Raw genomic sequence first — 26090 nt, 5'->3', positions numbered from 1 at the left:
GAGCCAGAACTCGGGCATCGGCGCGCTGGTGCAGCAGGCGGTGACGGTCCAGGCCGGCGTGGGCAACGGCGCGGCGGGCGGCGCGGGCGGCAGCAGCGGCGGCCACTCCGTGACGACCGGGGCCTTCAACATGTCCAACACGATGAGCGGCACGGCCCAGAGCGCCGCCGGCATCATGGTGCTGAGCCAGAACTCGGGCATCGGCGCGCTGGTGCAGCAGGCGGTGACGGTCCAGGCCAACATGAGGCTGGGTCAGTGAGGTCTTGAGCCTTGGGTGCCGCCGGGGGCTCGCGCTCCCGGCGGCGTCTCTCCATCCGGCAACAGGAGGTTTCATGCTCAACGGCTTCAGAACCAGGGCCGTGACCGCGCTGGCCCTGCTGGCGACACTTTCATGGATGGGCCCGGCACGGGCGCTGGAACCCGCTTCGGGTCCAACACAGGCATCCATCCCCGCGGCCGGCGCCACGCCGGCGCCTCAGCGCACGGGCTCGCTGCTTTCGGCCAAGCCCGTCGCGGCGGAGGTGCTGGCGGCCAACCGCGGCGGTGCGCAAACGCTCAACGACATGAAGCTCGACGGCGTCGTCGCCGACAACCATGCCGTGAACCTGGCCACGGGCAGCAACACGATCAGCGACGGTGCCTTCACCAACGCGGCCGGACTGCCGCTGGTGGTCCAGAACAGCGGCAACAACGTGCTCATCCAGAACGCCACCATCGTCAACCTGCAGCTGAAATGAAGCTCCCGCCCTGCCCAGGCCAGCGCCGTCTGGCCCGCGTGCTGGCCGTGCTGTCCCTGGCCGGGGCCGCTTCGGTCCAGGCCGGCACCGTCGATGTGCCGGTGCAGGTCGGCGGGCCGTTCAACGTGCCCGTGCGCAGCCTCCAGGAAGCCAAGTTCAGCGCCACGGTGCGGCAGCAGTACGACTTCAGCTGCGGCTCGGCGGCGCTGTCCACGCTGCTGACCTACCACTACGGCCTGCCGGTGACGGAGCAGGCGGTGTTCGAGCAGATGTTCCTCCACGGCGACCAGGCCAAGATCCGGCAGCAAGGCTTCTCGCTGCTGGACATGAAGCGCTACCTCGAAAAGCAAGGCTTCGCGGCCGACGGCTTCGAGGCCCCGCTGGACGCGCTGCGCCAGGAAGGCATTCCCGCCATCGCCCTGGTCAACGAGAACGGCTACAACCACTTCGTCGTCGTCAAGGGCGTGCGGAACGGCCGGGTGCTCGTCGGCGACCCCTCGGGCGGCACCCGCGCCATGACGCAGGCCGCCTTCGAGAAGGCCTGGTTCAACCGCATCCTGTTCGTCATCACCAACCGCCGCGAAACCGCCCGCTTCAACCTGCCGGCGGACTGGCGCGTCGCGCCCACCGCGTCGCTGCAGGACGGCATACAGCGCGAAGGACTGGCCGGCATCGTGCTGCCGCGCCACGGCCCCTCGGACTTCTGAAGCTCCAACCACCACGCCATGAACGCTTGCCTGAGCCGATTCGTCCTGCTGTCCACCGTGCTGTGCGTGGGACCGGCCGTCGTGGACCGCTTGGCGCGGGCCGACGAGAAACCCGCGGATGCGGCCGGCGCGCTGCCGCAGCTGGCGGCCCAGGCCATCCTGCGCGCCCTGGGACTGTCCGACACGGCGCCCGCGCCGCCGGCGCCTGGCCAGTCCGTGCTGACTGAAATGCTGTCCGCCACCGCGGTGCTGCCCCCGACGGCCGCCTCCACGCAGGCCGGCACCAGCGGCGAGCCCGCCACCGTTACCCAGACGGCAGGCGCCACGCGGCAGGTGCTTCAGATCCTGGGGCTCATGCCCGCGGACACGCAGGCGGCCCCCGCGGTCCCGCCGGCCGCGACGCACGTCGTCGCGGCGCCGGAGCCCGCCGCGCAAGCGCCCGCGCCAAACCTCGCTGCCGAGGTGCCGCTTGAGTCCGCAACGGCTTCGCTGGCCGTGCCGGCTGCGGCGACTGCACCGCCCACGCTGCCCGCCATGGCCGAGCCGGCACCGGCGCAACAGCAACTGGCGCAGCGCACCCTCGTTGCACTGGACGAGTCAGCGCTGGACACCATGCGCGGCGGCTTCATTGGCGATGGCGGGCTGAAGATCTCGTTCGGGATCGAGCGGGCCGTCTACGTCAACGGCAACCTGGTCACCACGACCAGCCTGAACCTGTCGGAGCTGGGCACGTTGTCGGCCGGCAAGGCGGCCGCCATGAACCTGCCCGAGGTGGGCAACCGCATTGCCCTGATCCAGAACGGCGCCGGCAACACCGTGCTGAGCAACCTGGGGCCGGCGGCCATCGGCACCGTGATCCAGAACACGCTCGACGGCCAGAAGATCCAGACCCTGACCACCATCAACGCCACGGCCAACAGCCTGGGCGTGCTGAAATCCATCGAAGCGCAGCGCAACCTGCGCAGCGCCATCACCGACTCGCTGCGGCGCTGAGCCGGGACCGGCTCCAATGAATACGCCGCGGTCCTCACGGGCCGCGGCGTTGCTGCCGGTGGCGAACCGTCAGAACGAGTAGGGCATGCGCACCGTGAGCGTCACGTCCGGCGTATCGCGCGTGACGCCCACGCCCAGCGAGACATTGAGACTGCGCTCGGCATTGAAGCGGTAGGAGTAGCCCAGGATCAGCGTGCCCAGTTGCGAGCGCAGCGAGGTGCTGTTGTCGCCGTTGACCTTGGTCCGTCCCACCGAGCTGTGGTCGTAGCCCAGGCTGAATGACGATTTCTCGTTCAGCGCCAGGCCCATGCCGAAGTTGAAGCCGAACACGCCGCCCGGCGCCACCTTGCCGACGCGTCGGGGCCCATCGCTGAACTGCGCCACCACGTCGTCGCGCGCGAAGCTGTGCAGGTAGCTGATCGTGCCGAAGAACACGGCCGGATCCGAGGGAAACAGCGCCGTCAGCGCGGGCTGCAGGCCGTGGAAGCCCGAGCCGATGGGCAGTTCCTCCTGGAAGCCCGCGAACTGCGTCGTGTTGAACGGACGCGTGACGACCTCGAAGGGGTCCTTGCCGGTGCGGCTCTTGTAGCGCAGGCTGCCAACCAGGTAGGGCTTGTCCACGCCACCGTCGGTGATCTGGTAGCGCGCGGTCAGCTCGACGTCGCCGATGCCGCGTCCCGACGCGCTGAAGGGCAGCCCGTTGGTGTCGGGCGACAGCCCCGTCGCGATGCTGTCGTCGGAGCGGTAGGCATACGGCAGCCGCCCTTCGATCTCCAGCCGGTTGGTCAGCCCGTAGCGCCCGGTCAGGGCCGCGGTGAAGGTGTTGCGCTTGACCTCCCGCACGTCGATCACGCCAATGGTGATGGCCGGGATGATGGTGTAGCCCACCAGCGCCACCCGGTTGTTCGAGGAGTAGGCGTACTGCAGCGAGGGCTCCAGCACGAACCTGCCGCGCGGCGTGAGCACCCCGGGCTGCTCGAAGATCTGGGCCACCTGCGCCGGGCGCCCCTCGTCGCGCGGCGCCTGGCCGACCGGCTGGGCGGGCGGTGCGGCGGCGGCGGCCTGCGCGGTCTGAGGCGCGGGCTGCTGGCCCTGCCCCTGGCCGCCGCGCTGGGCCTCCAGCACCTGCAGCCCCAGGGCCTGGCGCACCTCGTTGAGCCGACGCTGTTCCTGCGCCATGGATTGCTGCAAGGCTTCCAGGCGCTGCGACTGCAGCGTGATCTCGCGCTGCAGCGCTTCCAGCCTGGACAAGGCTTCGTCCGGCGACTCGGCCGCCCAGACCGTGCCGGCCAGCAGGCAGGCGACTGACAAGGCGGTGCGTGGAACGCCAACACTACGCAAGGCGGACATCGACTCTCTCCCGTGTGGTTGATTGGAGAACGAACACGCGGGATTGGAGCCAAGCTGGTTGCGAACCACAACCGTGTGCCGGCCCCCGACCGGGGGCTGGCGACGATGGCCTGAACGGGGTGGGCAGACCCGGGGTCTGCCCGGTTTCATACCAGTTCTTGACGCCGCCTTAAAGAATCCCGTCACACCCGCGGAGGCGGGTGTCCACGAACTCCGAGCGGCATCCCGGTCCACGTGGATGCCCGCCCCCGCCTACGCGGGGGCAGGCTCTGCGCGGGCATGACGGAATGACTTCACTGGCCGTCGCGAACTGGAATCAAGCCACGGCCTGGTAGTACACGTTCTGCGGGTGGCGCACCTGCGCGAAGAAGTACCAGCGCTCGGCCAGCAGGCCCGCGCTCTGCAGCAGCACCGCCAGCCACCACGCGAACAAGCCGCTCCAGACGCCGGCCCAGCACAGCGCCAGCAGCAGCACGGGCAGCTTGAAGGCCAGCAGCACGAAGGCAGGCCGCACCAGCCGCAAGGTGCCGCCCGGTGCGCGATGGAAGAACTCCCGCGTGTTGTGGCTGCCGCCCGTGAAGCCCATGGACAGCTGCACCACGCGCGTCCCGCGCAGGCCCGTGGCGGACTGCGGCGTGGAGCGCGGCACCAGCGCGTCGTTGCGCCGCAACGCCCCGATGCGCCCGGCCCAGGCCAGCACGGTCAGTCCCAGCGCCCAGGGCAGCAGCGCCGCGGCCAAGGCGTCCTCCCCCGCCGCGGCCGCCACCGCCCCGGCCAGCACGCAGCCCGCGGCCAGGCCCATGAGGGTGTAGTTCAGCACCGTCAGCGGGTGCGCCCACTCCCGCACCACGCGCAGGCAGGCGTAGACCATGCCCGTGCACAGCCACAGCAAGGCCGAAAGCCCCAGGGCGGCCAGCGCCAGCGCCGCCTGGACGGTGGTTGAAAACTCCAGCCACGCGGCCAGCGCCCAGGCCGCCGTGACCGCCATGAAGGCCGGCAGCACGATGACCTCGCGCGACATCCACGAGCTGCGCCACATCGCCGCGGCGCGCCACGCCCGCGCGGGCCGGCCCAGGTGCGCGAAGGCCGCGCCCAGCGCCACGCCCAGCAGCGCCTCGGCCAGCAGCAGCGACGCCAACATGAAGCCCGGGGACGGCGCCGCGCCGGCCAGCACCGCCAGCGCCAGGGCCACCACCAGGCCCTGCGCGCTGCCGGCCAGCGTGGTGAAGACGACGATGGACAGCGAGGGGTTCATTCGGGCCTCCCGGACATGTCTTGCGCAGGCGTGGACACGGGCGCGCAGGACGCCGCGTCCCCCGCGCCGCGGCGCGGCAGGTAGCGGTTGGCCGGGTGCGTCTCCCACTCCGGCATGAGCGCGTAGCCGCCGCGCTCGGCGATGGCGCGCGAGACGGCCGAGTCCGGGTCCTTCACGTCGCCGAACAGCCGCGCGCCGGTGGGACAGGCTTTCACGCAGGCGGGCTGGCGGTCCTCGGCCGGCAGCAGCGGGTCGTGGATGCGGTCCACGCACAAGGTGCACTTGGTCATCACGCCGCGCGCTTCGTCGTACTCGCGCGCGCCATAGGGGCAGGCCCAGCTGCAGTACTTGCAGCCGATGCACTTGTCCGCGTCCACGAGCACGATGCCGTCCTCCGCGCGCTTGATGCTCGCTCCGGTGGGGCACACCGGCACGCAGGGCGGGTCCTCGCAGTGCAGGCAGCTCTTGGGCAGGTGCAGCGTCTGGGTATCGGGGAAGGCGCCGGACTCCCAGGTCTGCACCCGGTTGAAGAAGGTGCCCTGCGGCGAGGGCTCCCAGGCGCCGGGATCGGGCGGCAGCCCGGCGGCGCCGGCGCTGTTCCACTGCTTGCACGACACCACGCAGGCCTGGCAGCCGACGCACACGTCCAGGTCGATCACCAGCGCCAGCTGCCGCGCCAGTGTCTCGCTGCGCGCGGCGGTCGCGGCCTGCGGCGAACGAGCCACCGGCCGCGGTGCTGCCGTGGCCGGTGGCGCCAGCGGCACCTCGGCCTCGCGCCGCAGCCACGACCACCAGCCTTCAAGCGCCAGTCCCAGCTTCATGCGCGCCTCCCCGCGGCCAGGCGGCCGCTCAGGGTGCGCCACGCGGCACGCACCGCCGCCACGCCGGGCACGCCCGGCGGCGTGGGCACCGCGGCCACCTGCGGCGCGGTCTCCCGCGCCTCGTCGGGCGCGCAGGGACGCAGCCGCACCCGCACGTCGTACCAGCCAGCCTGGCCCGTGACGGGATCGGCGTTGGCGATGCGCCCTTCGCCGAAGGGCAGCGTCGCGCTCAGCAGGTGGTTGAGAATGAAACCTTTGCGGCTCTCGTCTGCATCGGCCGGCAGCTGCCAGGCGCCGGGCGCCTTGCCGATGGCGTTCCAGGTCCAGACCGTGCCCGGCTCCACTGCCTCGCTGCAGCGGATGCGGCACCGCACCCGGCCCCAGCGGCTCTCCACCCAGCACACGGCGCCGTCCTCCACGCCCGCGGCGCGCGCCGTGGCGGGATGCACGTGCAGCGCGTTGTGGCTGTGGAGCTGGCGCAGCCAGGCGTTCTGCGAGTCCCAGGAGTGGTACATCGCCATCGGCCGCTGCGTGATGGCGTGCAGCGGGTACTCGTGCGCGTCCTCCAGGCGCTCCTCCAGCGGCGGCGCCCAGAAGGGCAGCGGGTCGAACCAGCCCGCCACCCGCGCGCGCAGCGCGTCCGGTGGCTGCCGGCCCGGGCGCTTGCCCTGCGCCGCCAGCCTGAAGGTCTGCAGCGTGTCGGCGTAGAGGGCGAGCTGGATGGGGTCGTTGCGCTGGCGCCAGCCCATGGACTGGGCAAAGTCCAGGTAGGCGCGGTTCCAGTTGCGGCGGTACTGCATCTCCGCTGGAAGACGGTGGTGGAACACGCAGTCGTGGCGGGCGTAGGCCTCCCACTGCCGGAGGTTGGGCGCGCCGCGCAGCGCGTCGCCACGCTCGCCGCGCCAGCCCATGAGAAAGCCGATGCCCGGCTGGTGCTCGTAGCGCTGGATGAAGTCGGCGTAGCCGCCGTACTTGGGCGTGCCGTCGGCCAACGTGAAGGCCGGCAGCTTCAGCCGCGCGGCCAGCTCCACCAGCACGTCCTGGAACGGGCGGCACTCGCCCAGCGGCGGCAGCACCGGCACGCGCACCGCGTCCATCGGCCCCTCGAACTCGGAGATGGGCCGGTCCAGCAGGCTCAGCGCGTCGTGGCGCTCCAGGTACGTGGTGTCGGGCAGCACCAGGTCGGCGTAGGCCACGGTTTCGCTCTGGAAGGCGTCGCACACCACCACGAAGGGAATGACGTGCTCGCCCTGGTCGTCCCGGGCGTTGAGCGCCTTGCGCACCTCCAGCGGCTCCATGCTGGAGTTCCAGGCCATGTTGGCCATGTAGATCAGCAGCGTGTCGATGCGGTAGGGGTCGCCGCGCGCGGCGTTGGCGATGACGTTCTGCATCAGCCCGTGCACCGCCAGCGGGTAGGCCCAGGAGAAGGCATGGTCGATGCGCAGCGGCGTGCCGTCGGCATGCACCGCCAGCTCCTCGGGGCTGGCCGGAAAGCCCAGCGGCGGCGCGTCCAGCGGCGTGTCGGGCCGCAGCTTGTCCGGGTCGTTGAAGGCGCGGTAGTTGGGGACGATGTGGCGCGGGTACGGCGCCTTGTGCCTGAAGCCGCCGGGCGCGTCGATGGTGCCCAGCACGCTCATGAGCAGCGTGAGCGCGCGCACGGTCTGGAAGCCGTTGGAATGCGCCGCCAGCCCGCGCATGGCGTGGAAGGCCACGGGCCGCAGCGGCACGCGGGCGTGTTCGGTTCCCCACGCATCGGTCCAGGGGATGTCCAGGGCGTCGTCGTGCCGCAGCGCGGTTTCTCCGAGCTCGCGCGCCAGGCGCCGGATGCGCGCGGCCGGGATGCCCGTGATGCCCTCGGCCCACTGTGGCGTGCACGCCGCCACGCGCTCGCGCAGCAGCTGGAACGAGGGCGCCGCGCGCGTGCCGTCGGGCAGCGCGAAGTGGCCTTCCAGCGCCAGCTCGCGCCCCGGCTCCAGGCCCTGCGGGTAGGCCGCCACCGCGGCACCCGAGGCCAGGTCCCAGGCCAGCTTGTTGTGCGGGTTGCGCCCATCGGGCGGCGGACCGGCCGCGGGGTCGAAGGCGAACAAACCCTCGCGCTCGCCCTCCTCCAGCGCCACCAGCTGCGGCGCGTTGGTGCAGCGCTGCAGGAAGGGACGGTCGATCAGTTCCTCGCGCAGCAGCTCGTGCAGCAGCGCCATGAACAGCGCGCCGTCGGTGCCGGGGCGGATGGGGATCCACTCGTCGGCGATCGCGGCATAGCCGCTGCGCACGGGGTTGATGGCGATGAAGCGTCCGCCGCGCTGCTTGAAGCGCCCCAGCGCGATCTTCATCGGGTTGCTGTGGTGGTCCTCGGCGGTGCCGATCATCAGGAACAGCCTGGCGCGTTCCAGGTCCGGGCCGCCGAACTCCCAGAAGCTGCCGCCGATGCTGTAGATCATCCCCGCGGCCATGTTCACCGAGCACAGCCCGCCATGCGCGGCGTAGTTGGGCGTGCCGAACTGGCGCGCGAACAACCCGGTGAGCGCCTGCATCTGGTCGCGCCCGGTGAAGAAGGCGAACTGCTTGGGATCGCTGCCGCGGATACGCCGCAGCCGCTCGGTGAGCAGCGCCAGCGCCTGCTCCCAGCCGATGGGATCGAAGACGCCGTCGCCGCGCTCGGTGCCGGGGCGGCGCAGCAGCGGCTGCGTCAGCCGCGCCGGCGAAAACTGCTTCATCAACCCGGCGCTGCCCTTGGCGCAGATGACACCCTTGTTCAAGGGATGGTTGGGATTGCCGTCGATGTAGGCCGGCTGCCCGTCGCGCAGGTGCACGCGGATGCCGCAGCGGCAGGCGCACATGCAGCAGGTGGTGGTTCGGATCTCGGCGGGTGCAGCGGAGGGGATAGTTGCGTGCGGCGTGGTGCTACAGGCGGGGTCGGTCAACCGGTTCTCCTTGCAGGGTGCCCAGCGGGTCGGCAGCCCTGCGCACCGGCTCCGCGGGAGAACCCATCCTAAAAACCCTGCAGCGGCTCGCGCAAAGCATGAATGTGCATATGCAAGCAGGAAAAGCGCCGGTTGGGGGGGCATCGCTTCAAGTGATTGAGTCCGCAACCTGCAGCGAAGCGGCCGGTGCCTGCGGCGGGCCGCCGCCAGCCATATGAGCGGGTCTGATAAACATAGCCGCACACATTCGTTCCTTGGCGGGTGGGCGCTGCCTATCGTGCAACCCATGAACCGCGGCGCCAACGCCCTACAGATCCAAGGAAAGAACACCATGCTGCCCAACCTCGACCGCCCGCACCGCCGCCGCATCCTGCTGCGCGCCGCCGTGGCCACCGCCGTCCTGGCCGCCAACCCCAAGTGGCTGCGCGCGCAACCCGCCGTCACGCTGCGCGTGGGCTACCAGAAGTCCGCCAGCCTGTTCGTGCTGCAGAAGGCGCAGGGCACGCTGGAAAAGCGCCTGGCGGCGCTGGGCGCCGGCGTGCAGTGGGTGGAGTTCCCGGCCGGGCCGCAGCTGCTCGAAGGCCTCAACGTCGGCTCGGTGGACGTGGGCTACGTCGGCGAGGCGCCGCCCATCTTCGCCCAGGCCGCGGGCGCCAACTTCACCTACATCGGCCACGACCCGGCCTCGCCCACGGCCGAGGCGATCGTGGTGCCCAAGGATTCGGCGCTGAAATCCGTGGCCGAGCTCAAGGGCCGCAAGGTCGCGCTCAACAAGGGCTCCAACGTGCACTACCTGCTGGTCAAGCTGCTGGAGAAGCACGGCCTGAAGTACGCGGACATCCAGCCCGTGTTCCTGGCGCCGGCGGATGCGCGCGCAGCCTTCGAGCGCAGCGCGGTGGACGCCTGGGCGATCTGGGACCCGTTCCTGGCCGCCGCCGAGAAGCAGCTGGGCGCGCGCATCCTGGCCGACGGCCGCGGCGTGGTGGACAACTTCAACTACTACCTGGCCGAGCGCGGCTTCGTGGGCCGCAACCCCAAGGTGATCCAGGCGCTGTTCGACGACCTCACGGACCGCGGGCGCTGGCTCAAGAGCCACGTGGACGAGGCCGCGGCGGTGATCGCGCCGCTGCAGGGGCTGGACCCGGAAGTGGTCAAGCGCAGCATCCAGCGCTACGAGTTCAACGTGACGCCGCTCACGCCCGACATCGCCGCGCGCCAGCAGCGCATCGCCGATGCCTTCCACGGCCTGAAGCTGATCCCCAAGCCCATCCGCATCGCCGATGCGGTACCGGCTCGTGGGGCGTTCTGAGGCGGCTCAACTCATCGAATCCCGGCGAGCCGCACCATGAATCAACCGCTTCTGGATCACGTGCAACTGCCGATGCCGCCTGGCGGCGCCGAGCGGGCACGGGACTTCTACGCCCGCGTGCTGGGCCTGCGCGAGCTGGCCAGCCCTGGCGACGCCGACGCGCCGCGCGTGCTGCGCTTCGTGCTCGACGGCACCACGCTCGACCTCCGCGAGGGCCCCTACACCGGCGTCGCGCCGCAGGCGCACCTGGCGCTGCAACTGCGCGACGTGCCCGCCGTCGTGGCGCGCCTGCGTGCCGCCGGCCGGCCGGTGGACGCGTGGACGCTGGACGAAACCGGCCGCGCCGTCACCGAGGACCCCTTCGGCAACCGGCTGGAGCTCATCAGCCGGCCGGCCGAGCCGCTGCTCTACCGCAAGGACCACCATGTCACGCAGCTCCGCATCTCCGTCTGACGCCGCGCGCCATGCACTGCCCTGGCTGCTGCCGGTGCTGATCGTCGCGGCCTGGGAAGTGGCCTCGCGCATGGGCTGGCTCTCCACCCGGGTGCTGCCCGAGCCCTGGGCGGTGCTCACGGCCTTCTGGACGCTGCTGGCCTCGGGCGAGCTCGGCGAGCACGTGGCGGTGAGCACCGGGCGCGCCTTCGCGGGGCTGGCCATCGGTGGCAGCCTGGGGTTGCTGTTCGGGCTGCTCACCGGCAGCTTCAGGCGCGCCGAGACGCTGCTGGACACCACCTTCCAGATGCTGCGCAACATCCCGCCGCTGGCGCTGATCCCGCTGGTGATCCTGTGGTTCGGCATCGGCGAGGGCGCCAAGCTGTTCCTGGTGGCGGTGGCGGTGTTCTTCCCGATCTACCTCAACACCTTCCACGGCATCCACGCCGTGGACCGCGGGCTCATCGAGATGGCGCGCAGCTACGGCCTCAACGGCTGGCCGCTGTACCGCCACGTCATCCTGCCCGGCGCGCTGCCTTCCATCCTCGTGGGCCTGCGCTTCTCGCTGGGGCTGATGTGGGTGCTGCTGATCGTGGCCGAGACGCTGTCGGCGCAGTCGGGCATCGGCTACATGACCATGAACGCGCGCGAGTTCCTGCAGACCGACGTGGTGCTGGTGGGCATCGTGCTCTACGCGCTGCTGGGCAAGGCCGCCGACCTGGCCGCCCGTGGCCTGGAGCGCTGGTGGTTGCGCTGGCACCCGGCCCACCAGCATTGACCGATTCAGGGAGAACACGACATGAAATTCCCAGGCATTCGCCTCGGCGCGGCGGCGCACGCGGGCTTCGCGCCCACCCAGCCGGCCGGCGCCGAATCCCTACGGCCCCCCACGGACGCGCGCGGCGCGGAAGTGGTGGTGGAAGGGCTGAGCAAGCGCTACGGCGAGCGGGCGGTGCTGCGGGACGTCTCGCTGCGCCTGGCGCCGGGCGAGTTCGTCGCCATCGTCGGGCGCAGCGGCTGCGGCAAGAGCACGTTGCTGCGCCACGTCGCCGGGCTGGAGCGGGCTGACACGGGCCTGCTGCGCGTCGGCGGCGGCGTCGGTGGCGCGGGCACGCGCATCATGTTCCAGGACGCGCGGCTGCTGCCCTGGAAGAGCGTGCTGGACAACGTGGCGCTGGGCCTGCCGCAACCGCAGGGCCGCCAGCAGGCGCGCCGCGCGCTGGCCCAGGTGGGTCTGCTCAAGCGTGCGCTGGAGTGGCCGGCGGTGCTCTCGGGCGGGCAGCGCCAGCGCGTGGCCCTGGCGCGCGCGCTGGTGCACGAGCCGCGGCTGCTGCTGCTGGACGAGCCGCTGGGCGCGCTGGACGCCCTCACGCGCATCGAGATGCAGCAGCTCATCGAGACGCTGTGGCGCGAACACGGCTTCACCGCGCTGCTGGTGACGCACGACGTGTCGGAAGCCGTGGCGCTGGCCGACCGCGTGGTGCTGATCGAGGACCAGCGCATCGCCTTCGACGAGCGGGTGCCGCTGCCGCGCCCGCGTCCGCGCGCCGACCCGGCCTTCGCCGCCTTCGAGGCTCGGGTGCTGGAGCGGCTGCTCAAGCCCGCCGCCCCGGCGGAGCCCGAGGCCGACGACGCCGCCTCGCCTGCCGCCGGCAGGCTGCGCTGGGCCGTCTGAGCCGCGGTGCAACGAGACGCAGGAGCCACAGAACATGTCCATCACCGCCATCAACGTGCGCAACCAGTTCCGCGGCAAGGTGATCGAGATCATCCACGGGCCGGTGGTGTCCGAAGTGGACATCGAGACCCCCGGCGGACTGATCGTCACCTCCGTCATCACCAGCCGCTCCGTCAAGGAGCTGGGGCTGCAGCCGGGCAAGGAGGTCATCGCGCTCGTGAAATCGACCGAGGTGTCGATCGCGACGCTATGAGCCTGCCGGCGCGCCTGCTGATCATCCCGGGCCTGCGCGACAGCGGTCCGGCGCACTGGCAGACCTGGCTGCAGTCGCGCCACCGCAGCGCGCTGCGCGTGGTGCAGTCCTACTGGGAGCGCCCGGAGCTGGAACGCTGGGCCGCCACGCTGGACTCCACGCTGCGGCAAGCCGCGCCAGCGCGCTGGATCGCCGTGGCGCACAGCTTCGGCTGCCTCACGCTGGCGCGGCATCTGGTGCTGAGGCCGGACTCGCCCATCGTCGCGACGCTGCTGGTGGCACCGGCCGACCCGGAGAAGTTCGGCGTCACACCGCTGCTGCCCCGCCGGCCGCTGGGCCGGCCGGGGCTGCTGGTGGCCAGCGACACCGACCCGTGGATGCAGGCCGCCAGCGCCCTGGCCTGGGCCGGGCGCTGGGGCCTGCGCACGCTCAACCTGGGCGACGCCGGGCACATCAACACCGAGTCCGGCTTCGGCCCCTGGCCGCTGGCGCAGCGCTGGGTCACGGGCGTGGAGCAGCGCCTGGCGCGGCAGGCGCGCGGCGCGCACGCCGCAGCGACGGCCTGACACCGCTCTCAGCGGCGGCGACGCTGCCGTCCTTGGCGCAAATGGGCAGTGTCAGCGACGCTTCACTGCGGCCCAGGGCCACCGACGTCTTGGACGCCACGCGGCGGCTGCGCGATGCAGGTTTCGACGAGCAGCAGGCCGAGACCCTGGTGCGCGTGCTGGCCGATGCGCAACCCGGGCTCGTCACCCGCGAGCACTTCGATGCCCGGATCGAGCAACTCGAAGCACGCCTGGAAGCCAAACTGACCCCGGTGAAGTGGGGCATGGGGCTAGTGGTTGCGGGCGTCGCCGCACAACTGGTGAAGACCTTCTTCGGGCGACCTTGGCGGCGGCCCCTGTTCCGCCGCCGCGAACCGCGCCCTTCCTCCAGCACGTTGCGCCAGCCAGGCTGCACGCAGGCTGCCCGCGGCCCAAAAACCATGGCGTAACTGTCAACATACTGCGCCCGTGGTGAGTATTTCACGCTGGACGGCACCGCTTTTCACGAACCACCCTGTACAGTGCCACGCAGCGCGAGCCTACCCGCCGATGTGCGCCCGGAATCACCGGAAAGCAAGCGATTCGACCCAATCGCCATTGATTTTCAAATTCCTGAGCCATCGAATCCGGACGGCGTGCGCCCATATGAAGGCAAACGGATGACGGGTGCATTTCAGCGCCACTGATATTCCGGTTTTGAAAACAGGCGCCACGCGACCTGATCGACCCGATGCAGCCAAGCGGCCGCATGTTTGAGGCTTTTGGTTCATGGGTGGGAAAAACACGAAGACAGCCCGGAATTCACTCTGGCTGTTGATCTTCTTCGCGACTTACCTGCTGGGGTACTGGTCAGGCCTGGCGCTTTTCATCGCACCCGATCTGGGCGCCGCGCTATGGCCACCGAGCGGGTTGTTCCTGGCGGCGCTGCTGCTCAGCGGCAAGTCCATGCGGCCCTGGTTCCTCGTTACCGGCGCGGTCGCCGACTTCATTGCCGCCCATCTGATCTTTGGCATCCCGGTCGGGATCAGCACTGCCATCGTCGTGGGGAACACGCTGGAGGCGGCCATGGGCGCGCATCTGCTGCGGCGCTGGGCAGGTGGCGAATTCAAGCTGGAGAGCACGGCCTCGGTACTGGCTTTCACGCTGTTGGCGGCCTTGGCGAGCCCCCTGCCGAGCACCGTCATCGGCGGCACGGCCATGAGCGTCCACACCGGGCAACCGCTGCTGAGCGCCTGGAAACTCTGGTGGGCGGGCGGTGCGGCCGGTGTGCTGATTTTCACACCCCTGGTGCTGTTCCTTTTCAGGAAACCACGCGCCAGGCACGGCAAACCTGCCGCCAGCACGGCAGAAATCTGCCTCATGCCTTTCGTGCTGCTGCTGGGCGGGCATCTGGTGTGGATTCAGCCCTATCCCAATGAGTTCTTTATATTGCCGGCATTGATATGGGCGGCACTGCGCGGCGAATTCCCGTCCATTGCATTGGCAAATCTCCTGATGACCCTGCAAACCGTGCTTTATACCCAGCAGGGGTACGGCTCCTTCGCCATGCATCGGTCGCTCGAAAACCATCAGCTCCTGGCGCAGTCTTTCATCATGGCCGCGTCGCTCACCGGACTGGTGCTGGCGGGCCAGACCTGCCAGCGCCGGAAATCGATCCTGGAGCTTCGGAAGGCACGCAACGCGGCGGAAACCGCGCTGGCCGCGGCCGAGGCGGCACGGGCCTCCGCGGAGAGCGCCAGCCGCGTGAAGTCGCAATTCCTGGCCAACATGAGCCACGAATTCCGCACACCGCTCAACGCCGTCATCGGCTTGAGCCACCTGCTGCGCCAGCGCGCCATGCCCGACGACGTGGCGGGCTTCGTCACCCACATCCAGCACGCCGGAGAGCAACTGCTGGCGCTGACCGACGACGTGCTCGACCTCTCGCGCATCGAGGCCGGCGAAATGCGCCTGGAGGAGGTGCCGCTCGAAGTGGCGCCGCTGCTGGACGCGGTGCAGGCGATGGTCAGGACGCAGGCCGAGGCCAAGGGCCTGGCGCTGCAGGTGGACGTCGCGGCGGACGTGCCGCCGCAGCTCGTCGGCGACCCGCTGCGGCTGCGCCAGATCCTGCTCAACCTGCTGGGCAACGCGGTGAAGTTCACGGCGGCCGGCCAGGTGACGCTGCGGCTGCAGATGTCGGCCCGCGAGGCCGGGCTGGCATGGCTGCGCTTCGAGGTGGCCGACACGGGGATCGGCATCGCGGCCGAGCAGCAGGCGCGCATCTTCGAGCCCTTCGTCCAGGCCGACAGCTCCACGACGCGGCGCTTTGGCGGCACGGGCCTGGGCCTGTCGATCGTGCGCCGGCTGGTGGACCTGATGGGCGGCACCCTGCAGCTGCAAAGCCAGCCCGGGCAGGGCAGCGTCTTCAGCGTGGAACTGCCCTTGCGCGTCGGTTGAGCCGGCGACGGAAGCCGCGGGACCGCCCTCAAAGCGCCGCGTCGTCCCCGGGCGCCGCGGCCATCGCCTGCTCCACCTGCGCGCGCGTGAGCGGCGGCGCGAAGCAGTGGATGAAGTCGTAGACGAAGCCGCGCAGGAAGCTGCCGCGGCGCACCGCCAGCCGCGTCATGTTGGTGGCGAAGAGGTGGCGCGCGTCCAGCACCGTCAGCCGCTGGTCGCGCTCCTCGTCGCAGGCGATGGCGGCGATGATGCCCACGCCCATGCCCAGCTCGACGTAGGTCTTGATCACGTCCGCATCCATCGCGGAGAGCACCACGTCGAACTTCAGCCCGCGCCGCTCGAAGGCCTCGTCGATGTGGCTGCGGCCGGTGTAGCCGGGCTCGTAGGTCACGATGGGGAAGGCCGTCAGCCGCTCCAGCGTCAGCGGCGTGCCCTGTGCCGCCTCCTGCGCCAGCGCATGGCCGGGCGGCACGATTACGGCGTGGGTCCACGAGTAGCAAGGCAGCGCCACCAGCTCCGGGTAGCTCGCCAGCGCCTCGGTGGCCACGCCGATGTCGGCCTCGCCCTCGATCAGCAGCTCAGCCACCTGCTGCGGCGAGCCCTGCTTGAGCCGCAGCGCCACCTCGGGGTAGCGCTCGCTGAAATCCCGCACCGCCGCCGGCAGCGCGTAGCGCGCCTGCGAGTGCGTGGCGGCAATGGTCAGCGTGCCCTTGCCCTGCGCGGCGAACTCCTGCCCGGCGCAGCGGATGTTGTGCGCCTCCTGCAGCAGCCGCTCGATCATCGGCAGCACCATCTCGCCCGGCGGCGTCAGCCCCGTCAGGCGCTTGCCCACGCGCACGAAGAGCTCGATGCCGATCTCCTCTTCCAGCTCCCGGATCTGCCGGCTCACGCCGGGCTGCGAGGTGTGCAGCACTTCGGCCACCACGGTGAGGTTGAAGCCCTGGCGCACGGCTTCGCGCACGGAGCGCAATTGCTGAAGGTTCACGGTGAAGGGCCCCGCTGGTTTTGATACGAATGCTGAATTTTCAAAGTTGTTTATTCATTCGTAGCGATTAAATCGGGCTATCCAAATTTGGTTTTCGCATATGGCATGCGAAAACCGCACGGAGCCACCTAACGGCAGCGGGCACACAAGCCCTGACCATCCCGTGGCACCTGGGTGCTTTCCCGCATGATGGAGCCCTGTTTCAGGGGGTATTGCATGCCGGAACGGAAGACGAGGACGGCGGCGCTGGCCGCGCTGCTGCTGGGCCTGGCGGGTGCGGGCATGACCGGCACGGCCCGGGCCGACGAGGTGCTGGTGGCCGTGGCGGCCAATTTCAACGCGCCGCTGGCGCGCATCGCCCAGGGCTTCGAGGCCCGCACCGGCCACCAGCTCAAGGCGGCGGCGGCCAGCACCGGCAAGCTCTACTCGCAGATCGCCGCCGGCGCGCCTTTCGAGGTGCTGCTCGCCGCCGACGACGAGACGCCCGCGAAGCTGGAGGCCGAGGGCCGCGCCGTGCCCGGCAGCCGCTTCACCTACGCCATCGGCGAGTTGGCTTTGTGGAGCGCGCAACCGGGCCTGGTGGACGGCCAGGGCGCCGTGCTGGGCTCGGACCGCTGGAAGCACCTGGCCATCGCCAATCCCAAGACCGCGCCCTACGGCCGCGCCGCGATGCAGGTCCTGCGCGCGCGCGGGCTGGAAGCGGCGGTGGCGCCGCGGCTGGTCACGGCCGAGTCCATCGCGCAGGCGCACCAGTTCACGGCCTCGGGCAACGCCCAGCTGGGCTTCATCGCCTGGTCGCAGCTCTCGGTGCCGGGGCAGACGCCCACGGGCTCCTGGTGGCGCGTGCCCGCGAACCTGCACGAGGAGATCCGCCAGGACGCCGTGCTGCTCAAGCCGGGCCAGAACCGCCCCGCCGCCACCGCCCTGCTCGCCTACCTGAAGACGGAGCCGGCCAAGGCGGAGATCCGCGCCTGGGGCTACCGCGTTCCCGGCGAGGCCGCGGCGCCGGCGAAGCCGGGCAAGCCGTGACCGAGGCCGACTGGAGCGCCGTGTGCCTGACGGCGGCGCTGGCGGCCACGAGCACGCTGCTGCTGCTGCTGGTGGGCACCCCGCTGGCCTGGGCGCTGGCGCGCACGCGCTCGCGCCTGAAACCCGTGGCCGCGGCGCTGGTGGCGATGCCGCTGGTGCTGCCGCCCACGGTGCTCGGCTTCTACCTGCTGCTGTTCATGGGCCCGAACGGCCCCCTGGGGCAGCTGATGGACGCGCTGGGCTGGCAGCGGCTGCCCTTCAGCTTCGGCGGGCTGGTGGTGGCCTCGGTCATCTACTCGCTGCCCTTCGTGGTGCAGCCGCTGCAGCAGGCCTTCGAGGCCATTCCCGAGCGCACGCTGGAGGCGGCGTCCACGCTGCGCGCCGGGCCGCTGGACCGCTTCTTCACCGTGGCGCTGCCGCTGGCCCGCCCGGGGCTGCTCACGGCCAGCGTGCTGGGCTTCGCGCACACGGTGGGCGAGTTCGGCGTGGTGCTGATGATCGGCGGCAACATCCCCGGGCAGACGCGGGTGCTGTCCATGGCCGTGTACGACCACGTGGAGGCCGGCGAGATCGCCGATGCGCACCGCCTGGCCGCCGGCATGGTGGCCTTCGCGCTGACGGTGCTGGTGGCGCTGTACCTGCTCAACCGCGCGCCGCGCGACGGGGGCCGCCCGTGATCGAAGCCCGGTTGCAGCTGCAGCGCCGCGACTTCTCGCTGGAGGTGTCACTGGAGCTGCCCCCGCGCGGCGTCACGGCGCTGTTCGGCCCCTCGGGCTGCGGCAAGACCACGCTGCTGCGCGCCATCGCCGGGCTGGAGCGCGCGCGCGGGCGCGTGGCGATGGGCGAGGCGCTGTGGCAGGACGACGCGCGCGGCGTGTTCGTGCCCACGCACCGGCGCCCGCTGGGCTACGTGATCCAGGAATCGGCGCTGTTCGCGCACCTGGACGTGCAGGGCAACCTCGCCTATGGGCGCAAGCGCGCCGGCTCGGCGGCGCAGCGCCTGGCGCTGGAGCCGGTGATCGAGCTGCTGGGCATCGGCGCGCTGATGCGCCGCCGCGTGGGCACGCTCTCCGGCGGCGAGCGCCAGCGCGTGGCCATCGCGCGGGCCCTGGCCACGGCGCCCGAGGTGCTGCTGATGGACGAGCCGCTGGCGGCCCTGGACGCGGCGCGCAAGGCGGAAATCCTGCCCTACCTGGAACGGCTGCAGCGCGAGATGGCGCTGCCCATCCTGTACGTCACGCACTCGCTGGACGAGGTGGCGCGGCTGGCCGACCACCTCGTGCTTCTGCAGGGCGGCCGGGTGCAGGCGGCCGGTCCGCTGGCCGAGCTGATGGCGCGCACGGACCTGCCGGCGCTGGTGCGCCGCGGCGGCCCGGGCGCGCCGGACGAGGCCGGCGTGGTGATCGAGGCGCGGGTGCTGGAGCGCGACGAGGCCTACGGGCTGGTGCGCATCGGCTTCAGCAGCGGCGCGCTGTGGGTGGGCGACCATCCGGGCATGGCGCTGGGCCAGCGGGTGCGCGCGCACGTGCTGGCGCGCGACGTGAGCCTGGCGCGGGTGCCGCCGCAGGAAAGCACCATCGTCAACGTGTTGCCCGCCCTGGTGGAGCAGGTCCAGGCCGACCGCGGCACCGCGCTGCTGCAGCTCGCGGTAGGCGGCCTGGGCGGCACGCGGCTGCTGGCGCGCATCACGCGCCGCAGCTGCGAAACCCTGGCGCTGAAGCCGGGCGACGAGGTGTTCGCGCAGATCAAGGGGGTGGCGCTGATGTAGGGCGAGCGGCGGCCCGGTCGCCGCCAAAAAGTAGCGCCCCGCGGCCCCGCCCCGGCGGCTTGCCTACACTCCCGCCTCCCCGGCCCGCCGCCGGGCCTCCCGGTTGCCTCCCGCAGTAAATCCCATGCAAGTCGAAACCCTCCGCCAGCGCCTGCGCGCCCTGGGCGCGCGGCCCGTGCACGAGCAGCACCTGCTGCGCCTGTGGACGCGCGCGCTGCCGCTGCACACCACCACCGTGCGCCGCCCCGAGCACTGGCTGCCGGCCGAGGTCCGCGCCGCGCTGCCCGCACTGCAGGCCGAGCTGAACGCGCTGGCGCGGCTGCGCTCGGCGCACCCGGGCGCCGATGGCTCCGTGCGGCTGCTGGTGGACCTGGGCGACGGCCAGGCCGTGGAGAGCGTGCTGCTGCCGCGCGGCGGCGTGTGCGTCAGCACCCAGGTCGGCTGCGCCGTGGGCTGCGTGTTCTGCATGACCGGCCGCTCCGGACTGCTGCGCCAGGTCGGCAGCGCGGAAATCGTGGCCCAGGTGGCCCTGGCGCGGGCGCAGCGCGACGTGAAACGCGTGGTGTTCATGGGCATGGGCGAGCCCTCGCACAACCTCGACAACGTGCTCGAAGCGATCCAGCTGCTGGGCACGGCCGGCGGCATCGGCCACAAGGAACTGGTCTTTTCCACCGTGGGCGACGAGCGCGCCTTCGAGCGGCTGCCCACCCTGGACGTGAAACCGGCGCTGGCCTTGTCGCTGCACACCACCGACGCCGAGCTGCGCGCCCGGCTGCTGCCGCGCGCCCCGCGCATCGCGCCCGACGAGCTGGTGGAAGCGGCCGAGCGCTACGCGCGCCTCACCGGCTACCCGGTGCAGTTCCAGTGGACGCTGATCGAGGGCGTCAACGACAGCGACGCGGAGCTGGCCGGCATCGAGCGGCTGCTCAAGGGCAAGTACGCGATGATGAATCTCATCCCCTACAACAGCGTGGCCGAGCTGCCCTACCGGCGCCCGGCCGGCGAGCGCGCCGCGGAGATGGCGCGCTGGCTCAACCGCCGCGGCATCCTCACCCGGCTGCGCAACTCCGCCGGGCAGGACGTGGACGGCGGCTGCGGCCAGCTCCGCGCCCGCGCCCTGGACGGCGAGGCCGCCGTGGCCGTGCACCGGCGCCGTCCCGCACAGCAAGACCTCCCCACCCCGGCAGCCGCGGCCGCCACGGCTGCCGCAAACACCCCACAGGAATCCGCATGCTGAAGATCGACTTCGTCTCCGACGTCGCCTGCCCCTGGTGCGCCGTGGGCCTGTACGCGCTGCAAGAGGCGCTGCGCCGGCTGCCCGACCAGGCCGTGGAGCTGCGCCTGCAGCCCTTCGAGCTCAACCCCTCGATGGGCCCCGAGGGCGAGGACAGCACCGAGCACCTCGCGCGCAAGTACGGCCGCACGCCGGCGCAGCTGGAGGAGACGCGCGCCCACCTGCGCCAGCGCGGCGCCGAGGTCGGCTTCAGCTTCGGCCCGCGCACCCGCATCTGGAACACCTTCGACGCCCACCGCCTGCTGCACTGGGCCGGCCCGCAGGGGCGCCAGGTCGAGCTCAAGCGGGCGCTGCTCAAGGCCTACCAGACGGACGACCGCAACCCTTCGGACCCCGCGGTGCTGCTGGATGCGGCGCGCGAGGCGGGCCTGGACGCGGACGCGGCGCGGCGGGTGCTGGAGGAAGGGCGCTACGCCGAGGAAGTGAGAGCGCAGGAGCGCCACTGGCAGGAGCTGGGCATCCAGTCCGTGCCCTCGGTGATCGTCAACGACCGCTACCTGATCCAGGGCGCGCAGCCGCCCGAGGCCTTCGAGCAGGCGTTGCGGCGCATCGCGGCGGAAGACGCGCAGGCGGGCTGAGACGGGGCTGGACGGCGCACCCGTCTTCACGCCCGCGTGCACTTCAGGTCCGCCAGCCCCGCGCGGGCCGCCTCCAGCAGCGCCTCCACCTCGTCCGCCAGTCCCGCCACCGCCACCGCCGCCGCCGCCTCGGCGCCGCGCAGCTGCGCCTCCACCGCCCCGGCCGCCTGGCACAGCCGCGGCGCGAACACCGTGCTGCCCACGCCGCGAAGCCGGTGGGCCAGCCAGGCGATCTCCTCGCCGTCGCCCCGCGCCAGCAACTCGCGCAGCAGCGCGGCCGATCCGCCGTGGTGCTCCACCAGCGTCCGCAGGATCTGCTGCACGGCATCGGGCCGGCGCAGCCGCGCCCACAGCGCGGGCCAGTCGATGGCCGGCTCCACCGCGCCGCCAGCACCCGCGCTTTCCGGCGCCCGCGACGGCGGCACCTGCGCGTCCGGAGCGCGCGGCCGCCCCACGGCCCGCAGGATCACCGTGCAGAGCTCGTCCACGTCCACCGGCTTGGTGACGTGGTCGAACATCCCGGCCTCCAGGCAGTGCTGGCGCTCCTCGGCCAGCGCATAGGCCGTCAGGCCGATCACCGGCAGCCGCGGATACAGCGCCCGGCAGCGCCGCGTGGTGTCGTAGCCGTTGAGGCCGGGCATCTGCACGTCGGTGATGAGCACGTCCACGTCCGCAGCGCCCTGGTGCAGCAGTTCCAGCGCCTCCAGGCCGTTGCTGGCGACGGTGCAGCGCGCGCCCTCCTGCTCCAGCAGGTCCTGCAGCACCCAGCGGTTCACGCCGTCGTCCTCCGCGGCCAGCACGTGCAGGCCGCGCAGCCGCTGCCCGGGCTGCGCCGCCGGCAGCGCGGGCACGCCCTCGGGCAGCCGCGCCTCGATCACCGGCAGCCGCACCAGGAAGCAGGTCCCCCGCCCCGGCTCGCTGCGCACCTCGATGCCGCCCTGCATCAGCTCCACGATGTGCTTGGTGATGGACAGCCCCAGCCCGGTGCCGCCGAAGCGCCGCGTGGTGGAGCTGTCGGCCTGGGTGAAGGGACGGAACAGCTGCTGCACCTGGGCGGCGCTCATGCCGATACCGGTGTCCTCCACCGCCATCTCCAGCCAGCAGCGCTCGCCCTCCGCGTACTTCGACACCCGCAGCTTCACACTGCCCTGGTCGGTGAACTTGATGGCGTTGCCCAGCAGGTTGACCAGCACCTGCAGCAGCCGGGTCTCGTCGCACAGGATGCCCCGCGGCAGATCGGGCGCGCAGTCGGCGCTGAACTCCAGCCGCTGCGTCAGCGCCCGCGGCGCGGTCAGCCGCATGGCGCGCTGGACCAGGTGCAGCAGGTCCACCGGCCGCTGCTCCAGGCTCAGCTTGCCGGCCTCGATCTTGGCCAGGTCCAGGATGTCGTTGACCAACTCCAGCAGCAGGCGGCCGGAATCGTGGATCTGCCGCAGGTAGTCCTGTCCCGAGGCCGCCTTGGGGTCGCGCAGCGCGATCTGCGCCATGCCCAGGATGGCGTTGAGCGGCGTGCGGATCTCGTGGCTCATGTGGGCCAGGAAGGCGCTCTTGGCCACGTTCGCCGCCTCGGCCGCCACCTTGGCCGCGGCCAGCTCGGCCGTGCGGGTCTCGACCAGCTCTTCCAGGTGGTGCCGGTAGCGCGCCAGCTCCTCGCCCATGCGCTTGCGGTCGGTGACGTCGCGCACGTAGCCGTGCCACAGCACGCTGCCGTCGGCCACGGTCTCGGGCTCGGCCTCGCATTCCAGCCACAGCGTGCGGGCATCGGGCAGCACGGCGCGGAACTCGTCGTGCCAGGTGCGCATGCGGCTGGCCGAGACCCGGATCGCGGCGCGCACGCGCTCCATGTCGTCCGGATGCAGCACCTGGAACACCGGTGCCGCGTCCTGCGCTACGGCCTCGGGCGCCAGGCCGAAGATCTCGCGCATGCCTTCGCTGGCATACGGGAACGCGGCGCGACCGTCGGGCCAGCGCTGGAACTGGAACACCATGCCGGGCACCTTGGCCGAGATCTTCTGCAGCCGCGCCAGCAGTTCCTCGGTGCGCTGCTGCATCGCCTTGCGGTCCGTGATGTCCATGTGCACGCCCGCGGCGCGCAGGGCCGAGCCGTTGCCGGCCCGCTCCACCACCTGGCCGCAATCGAGGATCCACACGTAGTGGCCCGCCTTGTGCCGCAGCCGGTGCTCGCATTCGTAGAACGGCGTGCGGCCCGTCAGGTGCGGATCGAGCTCGGCGCGTATCGTCTGCCAGTCGTCCGGATGCACCAGCTCGGACCAGCTGCTGATGTCGGGGCGAATTTCCCCGGGGGAATATCCCAGCATCGTGCACCAGCGCTCGTTGAACACGACCGCGCCGGACTTGATATTCCACTCCCAGGTACCGACGTTGGTCGCGGCAATGATGTTGCGGTAGCGCGCGCTCATTTCCTGCAGGGCCGACTGCGGCATGCGCACGCCCTGCACGAAAATGGCATAGAAAATCATGCCGTAGGCCACGGTTTTGTAGACGTGGCCGGACAGGTTCATGATGTCCGTGACCTGCCCGTACAGCGTGAAAAACAGTTCGGACAAACCCATGGTCCAGGCCGCGGCGGCCATGAGCGCGGTGCTGAACGAAGCCGAATCCCGGGTTTGGCGGACCAGCCTGAAGGCCGCCGCCAGGAACAGCGCCACCAGCGCGTACTCGGCGCCGATCTTGAAGTTGGTGAGTCCCTCGCTCGGAATGAAGGTGCGCGGCAGCCGCTCGCCGTGCCACAGGCCGCCCCAGTAACTCAGCCCCACCAGGGCCACGGCGCCCAGCAGGCCCAGCACGGTGGCCGGGCGCGACGCGGGCCGCTGCGGCAAATAAGCAAACAGCAGCAACGCGGCGGCGGAAAACAGCCGCGCCGCCAGCCAGAAATTGATGGCTTTCTCCGGACCGCTGGGTGTCACGAAAGCCGGCATGCCGGCAAACGAGAAGGTATGGGCAAAATCGACCGTGGCCACCAGCAAAAAGCCCAGGCCCAGGGCCAGCATGCGCTGGTCGCTGCGGCGGTGCAGCGTCCAGGTCAGCGCGAATACCATCACCGCCATGGCCATGGCGGAAAATTCCAATACCGTGTGCAGCGCCAGATAATGGTGCGGCACGTCGAAAATATGCTCGGCCGGCAACCAGAAGGCGAGCAGCATGAACCCGGTCAGCAGGCCGACCCCGGCTTTCAGGTTCCTCATCGCTCTTTCAGGGGCGACCATGCGTCACGGCTTTGTTGTGGTTGATGCACTGCTTCGGCGCATTCCCGCCACCGGACCGACGCGCAAGTCCGGCAGGCCTCGGGCACTCGTGCCGCCTCGCGGTTTAGGATTGTGCCCAAATGTGACAGCAGCGCCGGACTCCGGTCAATCGAAATGTCGCCCGTGCCGCCATGGCGGCGGCAGAAAGGCGCGGGGTGTCAGCGCAGCAGCTCCAGCGTGCGCACGTCCGGCCCGCCGAAGAAGCGGTCCAGCGCCCGGCTGAACAGCGGCTCCTCGGGAGCGACCTGCGCGAAGAGCGTCATGCAGGAGCGGAATTTCAGGTCGTCGGGCGAATGGAAGACCTCGTGCGCGCTGCGCGGTGCGGGCACGTCCAGCACCAGCGCCGTGCACTCGCGCAAGCGCGGGCCCAGCAGCGGGTGGCGCCAGTAGGCTTGCGCCTCCTCGCGCGAGGCCAGGCCGTAGTGCAGTGCGGTGGCGCTGCGGCCCAGCGCCTTGAGCTGCGGGAACACGAACCACATCCAGTGACTGCGCTTGTCGCCGGCGGCCAGCTCGGCACGCACTTGCGGCAGGACCGGGTCCTGCGCAGTCACGAAGCGTTGGAGGTCGAAGGGGTCGTCCATGGCGATGCTCCGGTTGGGGCCGGCCGCGCGACGCCCGGGGGTCACTGGCCGGCGGTGGACAGGGACCCGGAGCTTGCTCCAGCGGCGCCACCCGTGGCCGGGCCCGGCTCGCGCGACGCGCCGGCCAGCTCGCCGCGCACCACGGCCAGCACCCCGGCCACCACCAGCAGCAGGCCCAGGAAGGCCCAGGCCGAGGGCCGCTCGCCCACCACGGTGACGGCCAGGATGAAGGCCACCACCGGCTCGCCCAGCGCCAGCGTGACCGCGGACGCCGCGGACAGGTGGCGCAGCGCGTGGCTGAACAGCAGGTAGGCCACGCCGGCCGTGACCACGCCCACATAGAGCACGGCCAGCACGTCGGCGCCGCGCGCCGAGGGTGCACCGGCCTCCCACCACGCCGCCGGCAACGCCAGCGCCGCGGCCACGGCGAAGGCATGCAGCGTCACGGCCGAGGGCGCCATCACGCGCAGCAGCCGCTGGCTCAGCAGCGTGTAGGCGGCGTAGGACAGCCCCGCGAGCAGGCACAGCGCGATGCCGCCCGCCGCGAGACCGGCCGACGTGCTGCCGCCGGCCAGCGTCATCAGCGTCCCGCCGGCTATGGCCAGTGCGGTGCCGAGCCACCAGGCCGCGGCCGGCACCCGGCGCGCCAGCAGCGACTGCAGGATGCCCGCCCACACCGGCCCGCTGCCCAGCGCGATGGCCGTGCCCACCGCCACCCCGGCGCCGCGCACGCCGGCGAAGAAGGCCAGGTTGTAGACCGCCATGCTCAGCCCCGCGCCCAGCAGCGCGAGCAGCGGCCGCGGAGCATGCGCCCCGGCGTCCGAGGGCGCTTGCCGGCGCTGCCAGCTGAAGCAGGCGGCGAAGAAGGCGGCGGCCACCAGCAGCCGCAGCGCGCCGAACCACAGCGGGCTCAGCGCCCCGGTGGCGAAGGACTGCGCGGTGCCCGTGGTGCCCCAGAGGGTGGCGGCCGCCAGCACCAGGGCGACGCCGGTTTTGGGATCGGTGTTCATGCCGCGCAGGATGCGGCGCGGCGGCGGGGGCAAATGTCGAGAAACTCGCGTCCTGCGCCCGCGGCGCTCAGCGGCGGGCGCCGCGCAAGGCCCGGGCGCCGATGCCGCGCTCGCGCCGCAGCGCGAAGGCCAGCGCGCTGGCCGT

24 protein-coding genes and 1 pseudogene are annotated in these 26090 nt (G+C 71.5%); 17 read left to right on the top strand and 8 right to left on the bottom strand.

All coding sequences use genetic code 11. The features are described from left to right. From Q0741_RS09865 to Q0741_RS09850, 4 genes and pseudogenes are all read left to right on the top strand, one after another. A pseudogene (locus Q0741_RS09865) lies at positions 1–259 on the top strand (hypothetical protein); the annotation flags it as partial. Between the two features lie 100 nt (positions 260–359). Next, the gene (locus Q0741_RS09860; RefSeq protein WP_298233029.1) at positions 360–737 is read left to right on the top strand and encodes a hypothetical protein; all 378 of its coding nucleotides are present in this window, start codon (positions 360–362) and stop codon (positions 735–737) included. Then, the gene (locus tag Q0741_RS09855) at positions 734–1444 is read left to right on the top strand and encodes a C39 family peptidase (RefSeq protein ID WP_298233028.1); all 711 of its coding nucleotides are present in this window, start codon (positions 734–736) and stop codon (positions 1442–1444) included. Before Q0741_RS09860 ends, Q0741_RS09855 begins: the two co-directional genes overlap by 4 nt. Before the next feature lie 18 nt (positions 1445–1462). Then, on the top strand, positions 1463–2437 hold the full coding sequence (locus Q0741_RS09850; RefSeq protein WP_298233027.1) for a hypothetical protein: 975 nt from the start codon (positions 1463–1465) through the stop codon (positions 2435–2437). 69 nt (positions 2438–2506) lie between these two features. Here Q0741_RS09850 and Q0741_RS09845 read toward each other — a convergent pair whose 3' ends face one another. The 4 genes from Q0741_RS09845 to Q0741_RS09830 all read right to left on the bottom strand — a co-directional run bounded on the left by Q0741_RS09845 (position 2507) and on the right by Q0741_RS09830 (position 8784). Then, complete coding sequence (locus Q0741_RS09845; protein ID WP_298233026.1) at positions 2507–3748, bottom strand: acetate kinase; 1242 nt, start codon at positions 3746–3748, stop codon at positions 2507–2509. Positions 3749–4103: 355 nt separating this feature from the next. Beyond that, entirely contained in the window at positions 4104–5042 is a 939-nt protein-coding gene (locus Q0741_RS09840) for a DmsC/YnfH family molybdoenzyme membrane anchor subunit (protein WP_298233025.1), read from the bottom strand. Beyond that, complete coding sequence (locus Q0741_RS09835) at positions 5039–5863, bottom strand: 4Fe-4S dicluster domain-containing protein (protein WP_298233024.1); 825 nt, start codon at positions 5861–5863, stop codon at positions 5039–5041. The genes Q0741_RS09840 and Q0741_RS09835 overlap by 4 nt, the downstream gene beginning before the upstream one ends. Then, positions 5860–8784 carry a molybdopterin oxidoreductase family protein gene (locus tag Q0741_RS09830; protein ID WP_298233023.1) on the bottom strand — a complete coding sequence of 975 codons (2925 nt, stop codon included), beginning with the start codon at positions 8782–8784 and terminating at the stop codon, positions 5860–5862. Before Q0741_RS09830 ends, Q0741_RS09835 begins: the two co-directional genes overlap by 4 nt. Before the next feature lie 331 nt (positions 8785–9115). Here Q0741_RS09830 and Q0741_RS09825 point away from each other — a divergent pair, with 331 nt between their 5' ends. The 8 genes from Q0741_RS09825 to Q0741_RS09790 all read left to right on the top strand — a co-directional run bounded on the left by Q0741_RS09825 (position 9116) and on the right by Q0741_RS09790 (position 15434). Next, a complete protein-coding gene (locus Q0741_RS09825) occupies positions 9116–10093 on the top strand; it encodes a sulfonate ABC transporter substrate-binding protein (RefSeq protein ID WP_298233022.1) in 978 nt (325 codons plus the stop codon). A gap of 36 nt (positions 10094–10129) precedes the next feature. After that, positions 10130–10546: a VOC family protein gene (locus Q0741_RS09820; RefSeq protein WP_298233021.1), complete on the top strand. Its 417-nt coding sequence runs from the start codon at positions 10130–10132 to the stop codon at positions 10544–10546. Further along, on the top strand, positions 10518–11303 hold the full coding sequence (gene ssuC, locus Q0741_RS09815; protein WP_298233020.1) for an aliphatic sulfonate ABC transporter permease SsuC: 786 nt from the start codon (positions 10518–10520) through the stop codon (positions 11301–11303). The genes Q0741_RS09820 and ssuC overlap by 29 nt, the downstream gene beginning before the upstream one ends. 21 nt (positions 11304–11324) lie before the next feature. After that, positions 11325–12200: an ATP-binding cassette domain-containing protein gene (locus tag Q0741_RS09810; RefSeq protein WP_298233019.1), complete on the top strand. Its 876-nt coding sequence runs from the start codon at positions 11325–11327 to the stop codon at positions 12198–12200. Positions 12201–12234: 34 nt separating this feature from the next. Further along, positions 12235–12453 carry a molybdopterin-binding protein gene (locus Q0741_RS09805; protein WP_298233018.1) on the top strand — a complete coding sequence of 73 codons (219 nt, stop codon included), beginning with the start codon at positions 12235–12237 and terminating at the stop codon, positions 12451–12453. Beyond that, entirely contained in the window at positions 12450–13019 is a 570-nt protein-coding gene (locus Q0741_RS09800) for an alpha/beta hydrolase (RefSeq protein WP_298233017.1), read from the top strand. Before Q0741_RS09805 ends, Q0741_RS09800 begins: the two co-directional genes overlap by 4 nt. Before the next feature lie 41 nt (positions 13020–13060). Next, positions 13061–13447 carry a hypothetical protein gene (locus Q0741_RS09795; RefSeq protein ID WP_298233016.1) on the top strand — a complete coding sequence of 129 codons (387 nt, stop codon included), beginning with the start codon at positions 13061–13063 and terminating at the stop codon, positions 13445–13447. A 364-nt stretch (positions 13448–13811) separates the two neighbouring features. Then, positions 13812–15434 carry an ATP-binding protein gene (locus tag Q0741_RS09790; RefSeq protein ID WP_298233015.1) on the top strand — a complete coding sequence of 541 codons (1623 nt, stop codon included), beginning with the start codon at positions 13812–13814 and terminating at the stop codon, positions 15432–15434. Between the two features lie 28 nt (positions 15435–15462). Here the strand turns inward: Q0741_RS09790 and Q0741_RS09785 are convergent, their stop codons facing one another. Further along, positions 15463–16419 (bottom strand): CysB family HTH-type transcriptional regulator, encoded by a 957-nt coding sequence (locus Q0741_RS09785; protein ID WP_298233014.1) that lies wholly within the window; start codon positions 16417–16419, stop codon positions 15463–15465. Positions 16420–16635: 216 nt separating this feature from the next. Between Q0741_RS09785 and modA the strand changes: the two genes are divergently transcribed. The 5 genes from modA to Q0741_RS09760 all read left to right on the top strand — a co-directional run bounded on the left by modA (position 16636) and on the right by Q0741_RS09760 (position 21088). Further along, positions 16636–17448: a molybdate ABC transporter substrate-binding protein gene (gene modA, locus Q0741_RS09780; protein WP_298233013.1), complete on the top strand. Its 813-nt coding sequence runs from the start codon at positions 16636–16638 to the stop codon at positions 17446–17448. Continuing rightward, a complete protein-coding gene (modB, locus tag Q0741_RS09775) occupies positions 17445–18125 on the top strand; it encodes a molybdate ABC transporter permease subunit (protein WP_298233012.1) in 681 nt (226 codons plus the stop codon). Before modA ends, modB begins: the two co-directional genes overlap by 4 nt. Beyond that, positions 18122–19216, top strand: a complete 1095-nt coding sequence (gene modC, locus Q0741_RS09770; protein ID WP_298233011.1) for a molybdenum ABC transporter ATP-binding protein — start codon at positions 18122–18124, stop codon at positions 19214–19216. The genes modB and modC overlap by 4 nt, the downstream gene beginning before the upstream one ends. Before the next feature lie 124 nt (positions 19217–19340). Further along, a complete protein-coding gene (locus Q0741_RS09765; protein WP_298233010.1) occupies positions 19341–20453 on the top strand; it encodes an RNA methyltransferase in 1113 nt (370 codons plus the stop codon). After that, a complete protein-coding gene (locus Q0741_RS09760; RefSeq protein WP_298233009.1) occupies positions 20447–21088 on the top strand; it encodes a DsbA family oxidoreductase in 642 nt (213 codons plus the stop codon). The genes Q0741_RS09765 and Q0741_RS09760 overlap by 7 nt, the downstream gene beginning before the upstream one ends. A gap of 26 nt (positions 21089–21114) precedes the next feature. Here Q0741_RS09760 and Q0741_RS09755 read toward each other — a convergent pair whose 3' ends face one another. From Q0741_RS09755 to Q0741_RS09745, 3 genes are all read right to left on the bottom strand, one after another. Then, complete coding sequence (locus tag Q0741_RS09755) at positions 21115–24294, bottom strand: MASE3 domain-containing protein (RefSeq protein ID WP_298233008.1); 3180 nt, start codon at positions 24292–24294, stop codon at positions 21115–21117. A gap of 218 nt (positions 24295–24512) precedes the next feature. Next, positions 24513–24935 (bottom strand): DUF1810 domain-containing protein, encoded by a 423-nt coding sequence (locus tag Q0741_RS09750; RefSeq protein ID WP_298233007.1) that lies wholly within the window; start codon positions 24933–24935, stop codon positions 24513–24515. A gap of 41 nt (positions 24936–24976) precedes the next feature. Then, positions 24977–25945, bottom strand: coding sequence for a DMT family transporter (locus Q0741_RS09745; protein WP_298233006.1), 969 nt, complete (start codon positions 25943–25945; stop codon positions 24977–24979). Positions 25946–26090 lie beyond the last annotated feature (145 nt).

It is taken from the genome of uncultured Azohydromonas sp., assembly GCF_937926365.1.
Taxonomy (GTDB): Bacteria; Pseudomonadota; Gammaproteobacteria; order Burkholderiales; family Burkholderiaceae_C; genus Azohydromonas.
This window is presented reverse-complemented; position numbering and strand designations above follow the sequence as displayed.

Bases quoted from the DNA above. Each gene is read 5' to 3' on its own strand.
- Q0741_RS09810 (WP_298233019.1), top strand. From the start codon at position 11,325: ATGAAATTCCCAGGCATTCGCCTCGGCGCGGCGGCGCACGCGGGCTTC.
- Q0741_RS09755 (WP_298233008.1), bottom strand. From the start codon at position 24,294: ATGAGGAACCTGAAAGCCGGGGTCGGCCTGCTGACCGGGTTCATGCTG.
- Q0741_RS09840 (WP_298233025.1), bottom strand. From the start codon at position 5,042: ATGAACCCCTCGCTGTCCATCGTCGTCTTCACCACGCTGGCCGGCAGC.
- Q0741_RS09800 (WP_298233017.1), top strand. From the start codon at position 12,450: ATGAGCCTGCCGGCGCGCCTGCTGATCATCCCGGGCCTGCGCGACAGC.
- Q0741_RS09820 (WP_298233021.1), top strand. From the start codon at position 10,130: ATGAATCAACCGCTTCTGGATCACGTGCAACTGCCGATGCCGCCTGGC.
- Q0741_RS09855 (WP_298233028.1), top strand. From the start codon at position 734: ATGAAGCTCCCGCCCTGCCCAGGCCAGCGCCGTCTGGCCCGCGTGCTG.
- Q0741_RS09765 (WP_298233010.1), top strand. From the start codon at position 19,341: ATGCAAGTCGAAACCCTCCGCCAGCGCCTGCGCGCCCTGGGCGCGCGG.
- Q0741_RS09745 (WP_298233006.1), bottom strand. From the start codon at position 25,945: ATGAACACCGATCCCAAAACCGGCGTCGCCCTGGTGCTGGCGGCCGCC.
- Q0741_RS09825 (WP_298233022.1), top strand. From the start codon at position 9,116: ATGCTGCCCAACCTCGACCGCCCGCACCGCCGCCGCATCCTGCTGCGC.
- Q0741_RS09760 (WP_298233009.1), top strand. From the start codon at position 20,447: ATGCTGAAGATCGACTTCGTCTCCGACGTCGCCTGCCCCTGGTGCGCC.
- modA (WP_298233013.1), top strand. From the start codon at position 16,636: ATGCCGGAACGGAAGACGAGGACGGCGGCGCTGGCCGCGCTGCTGCTG.
- Q0741_RS09750 (WP_298233007.1), bottom strand. From the start codon at position 24,935: ATGGACGACCCCTTCGACCTCCAACGCTTCGTGACTGCGCAGGACCCG.
- ssuC (WP_298233020.1), top strand. From the start codon at position 10,518: ATGTCACGCAGCTCCGCATCTCCGTCTGACGCCGCGCGCCATGCACTG.
- Q0741_RS09835 (WP_298233024.1), bottom strand. From the start codon at position 5,863: ATGAAGCTGGGACTGGCGCTTGAAGGCTGGTGGTCGTGGCTGCGGCGC.
- Q0741_RS09795 (WP_298233016.1), top strand. From the start codon at position 13,061: ATGGGCAGTGTCAGCGACGCTTCACTGCGGCCCAGGGCCACCGACGTC.
- Q0741_RS09850 (WP_298233027.1), top strand. From the start codon at position 1,463: ATGAACGCTTGCCTGAGCCGATTCGTCCTGCTGTCCACCGTGCTGTGC.
- Q0741_RS09805 (WP_298233018.1), top strand. From the start codon at position 12,235: ATGTCCATCACCGCCATCAACGTGCGCAACCAGTTCCGCGGCAAGGTG.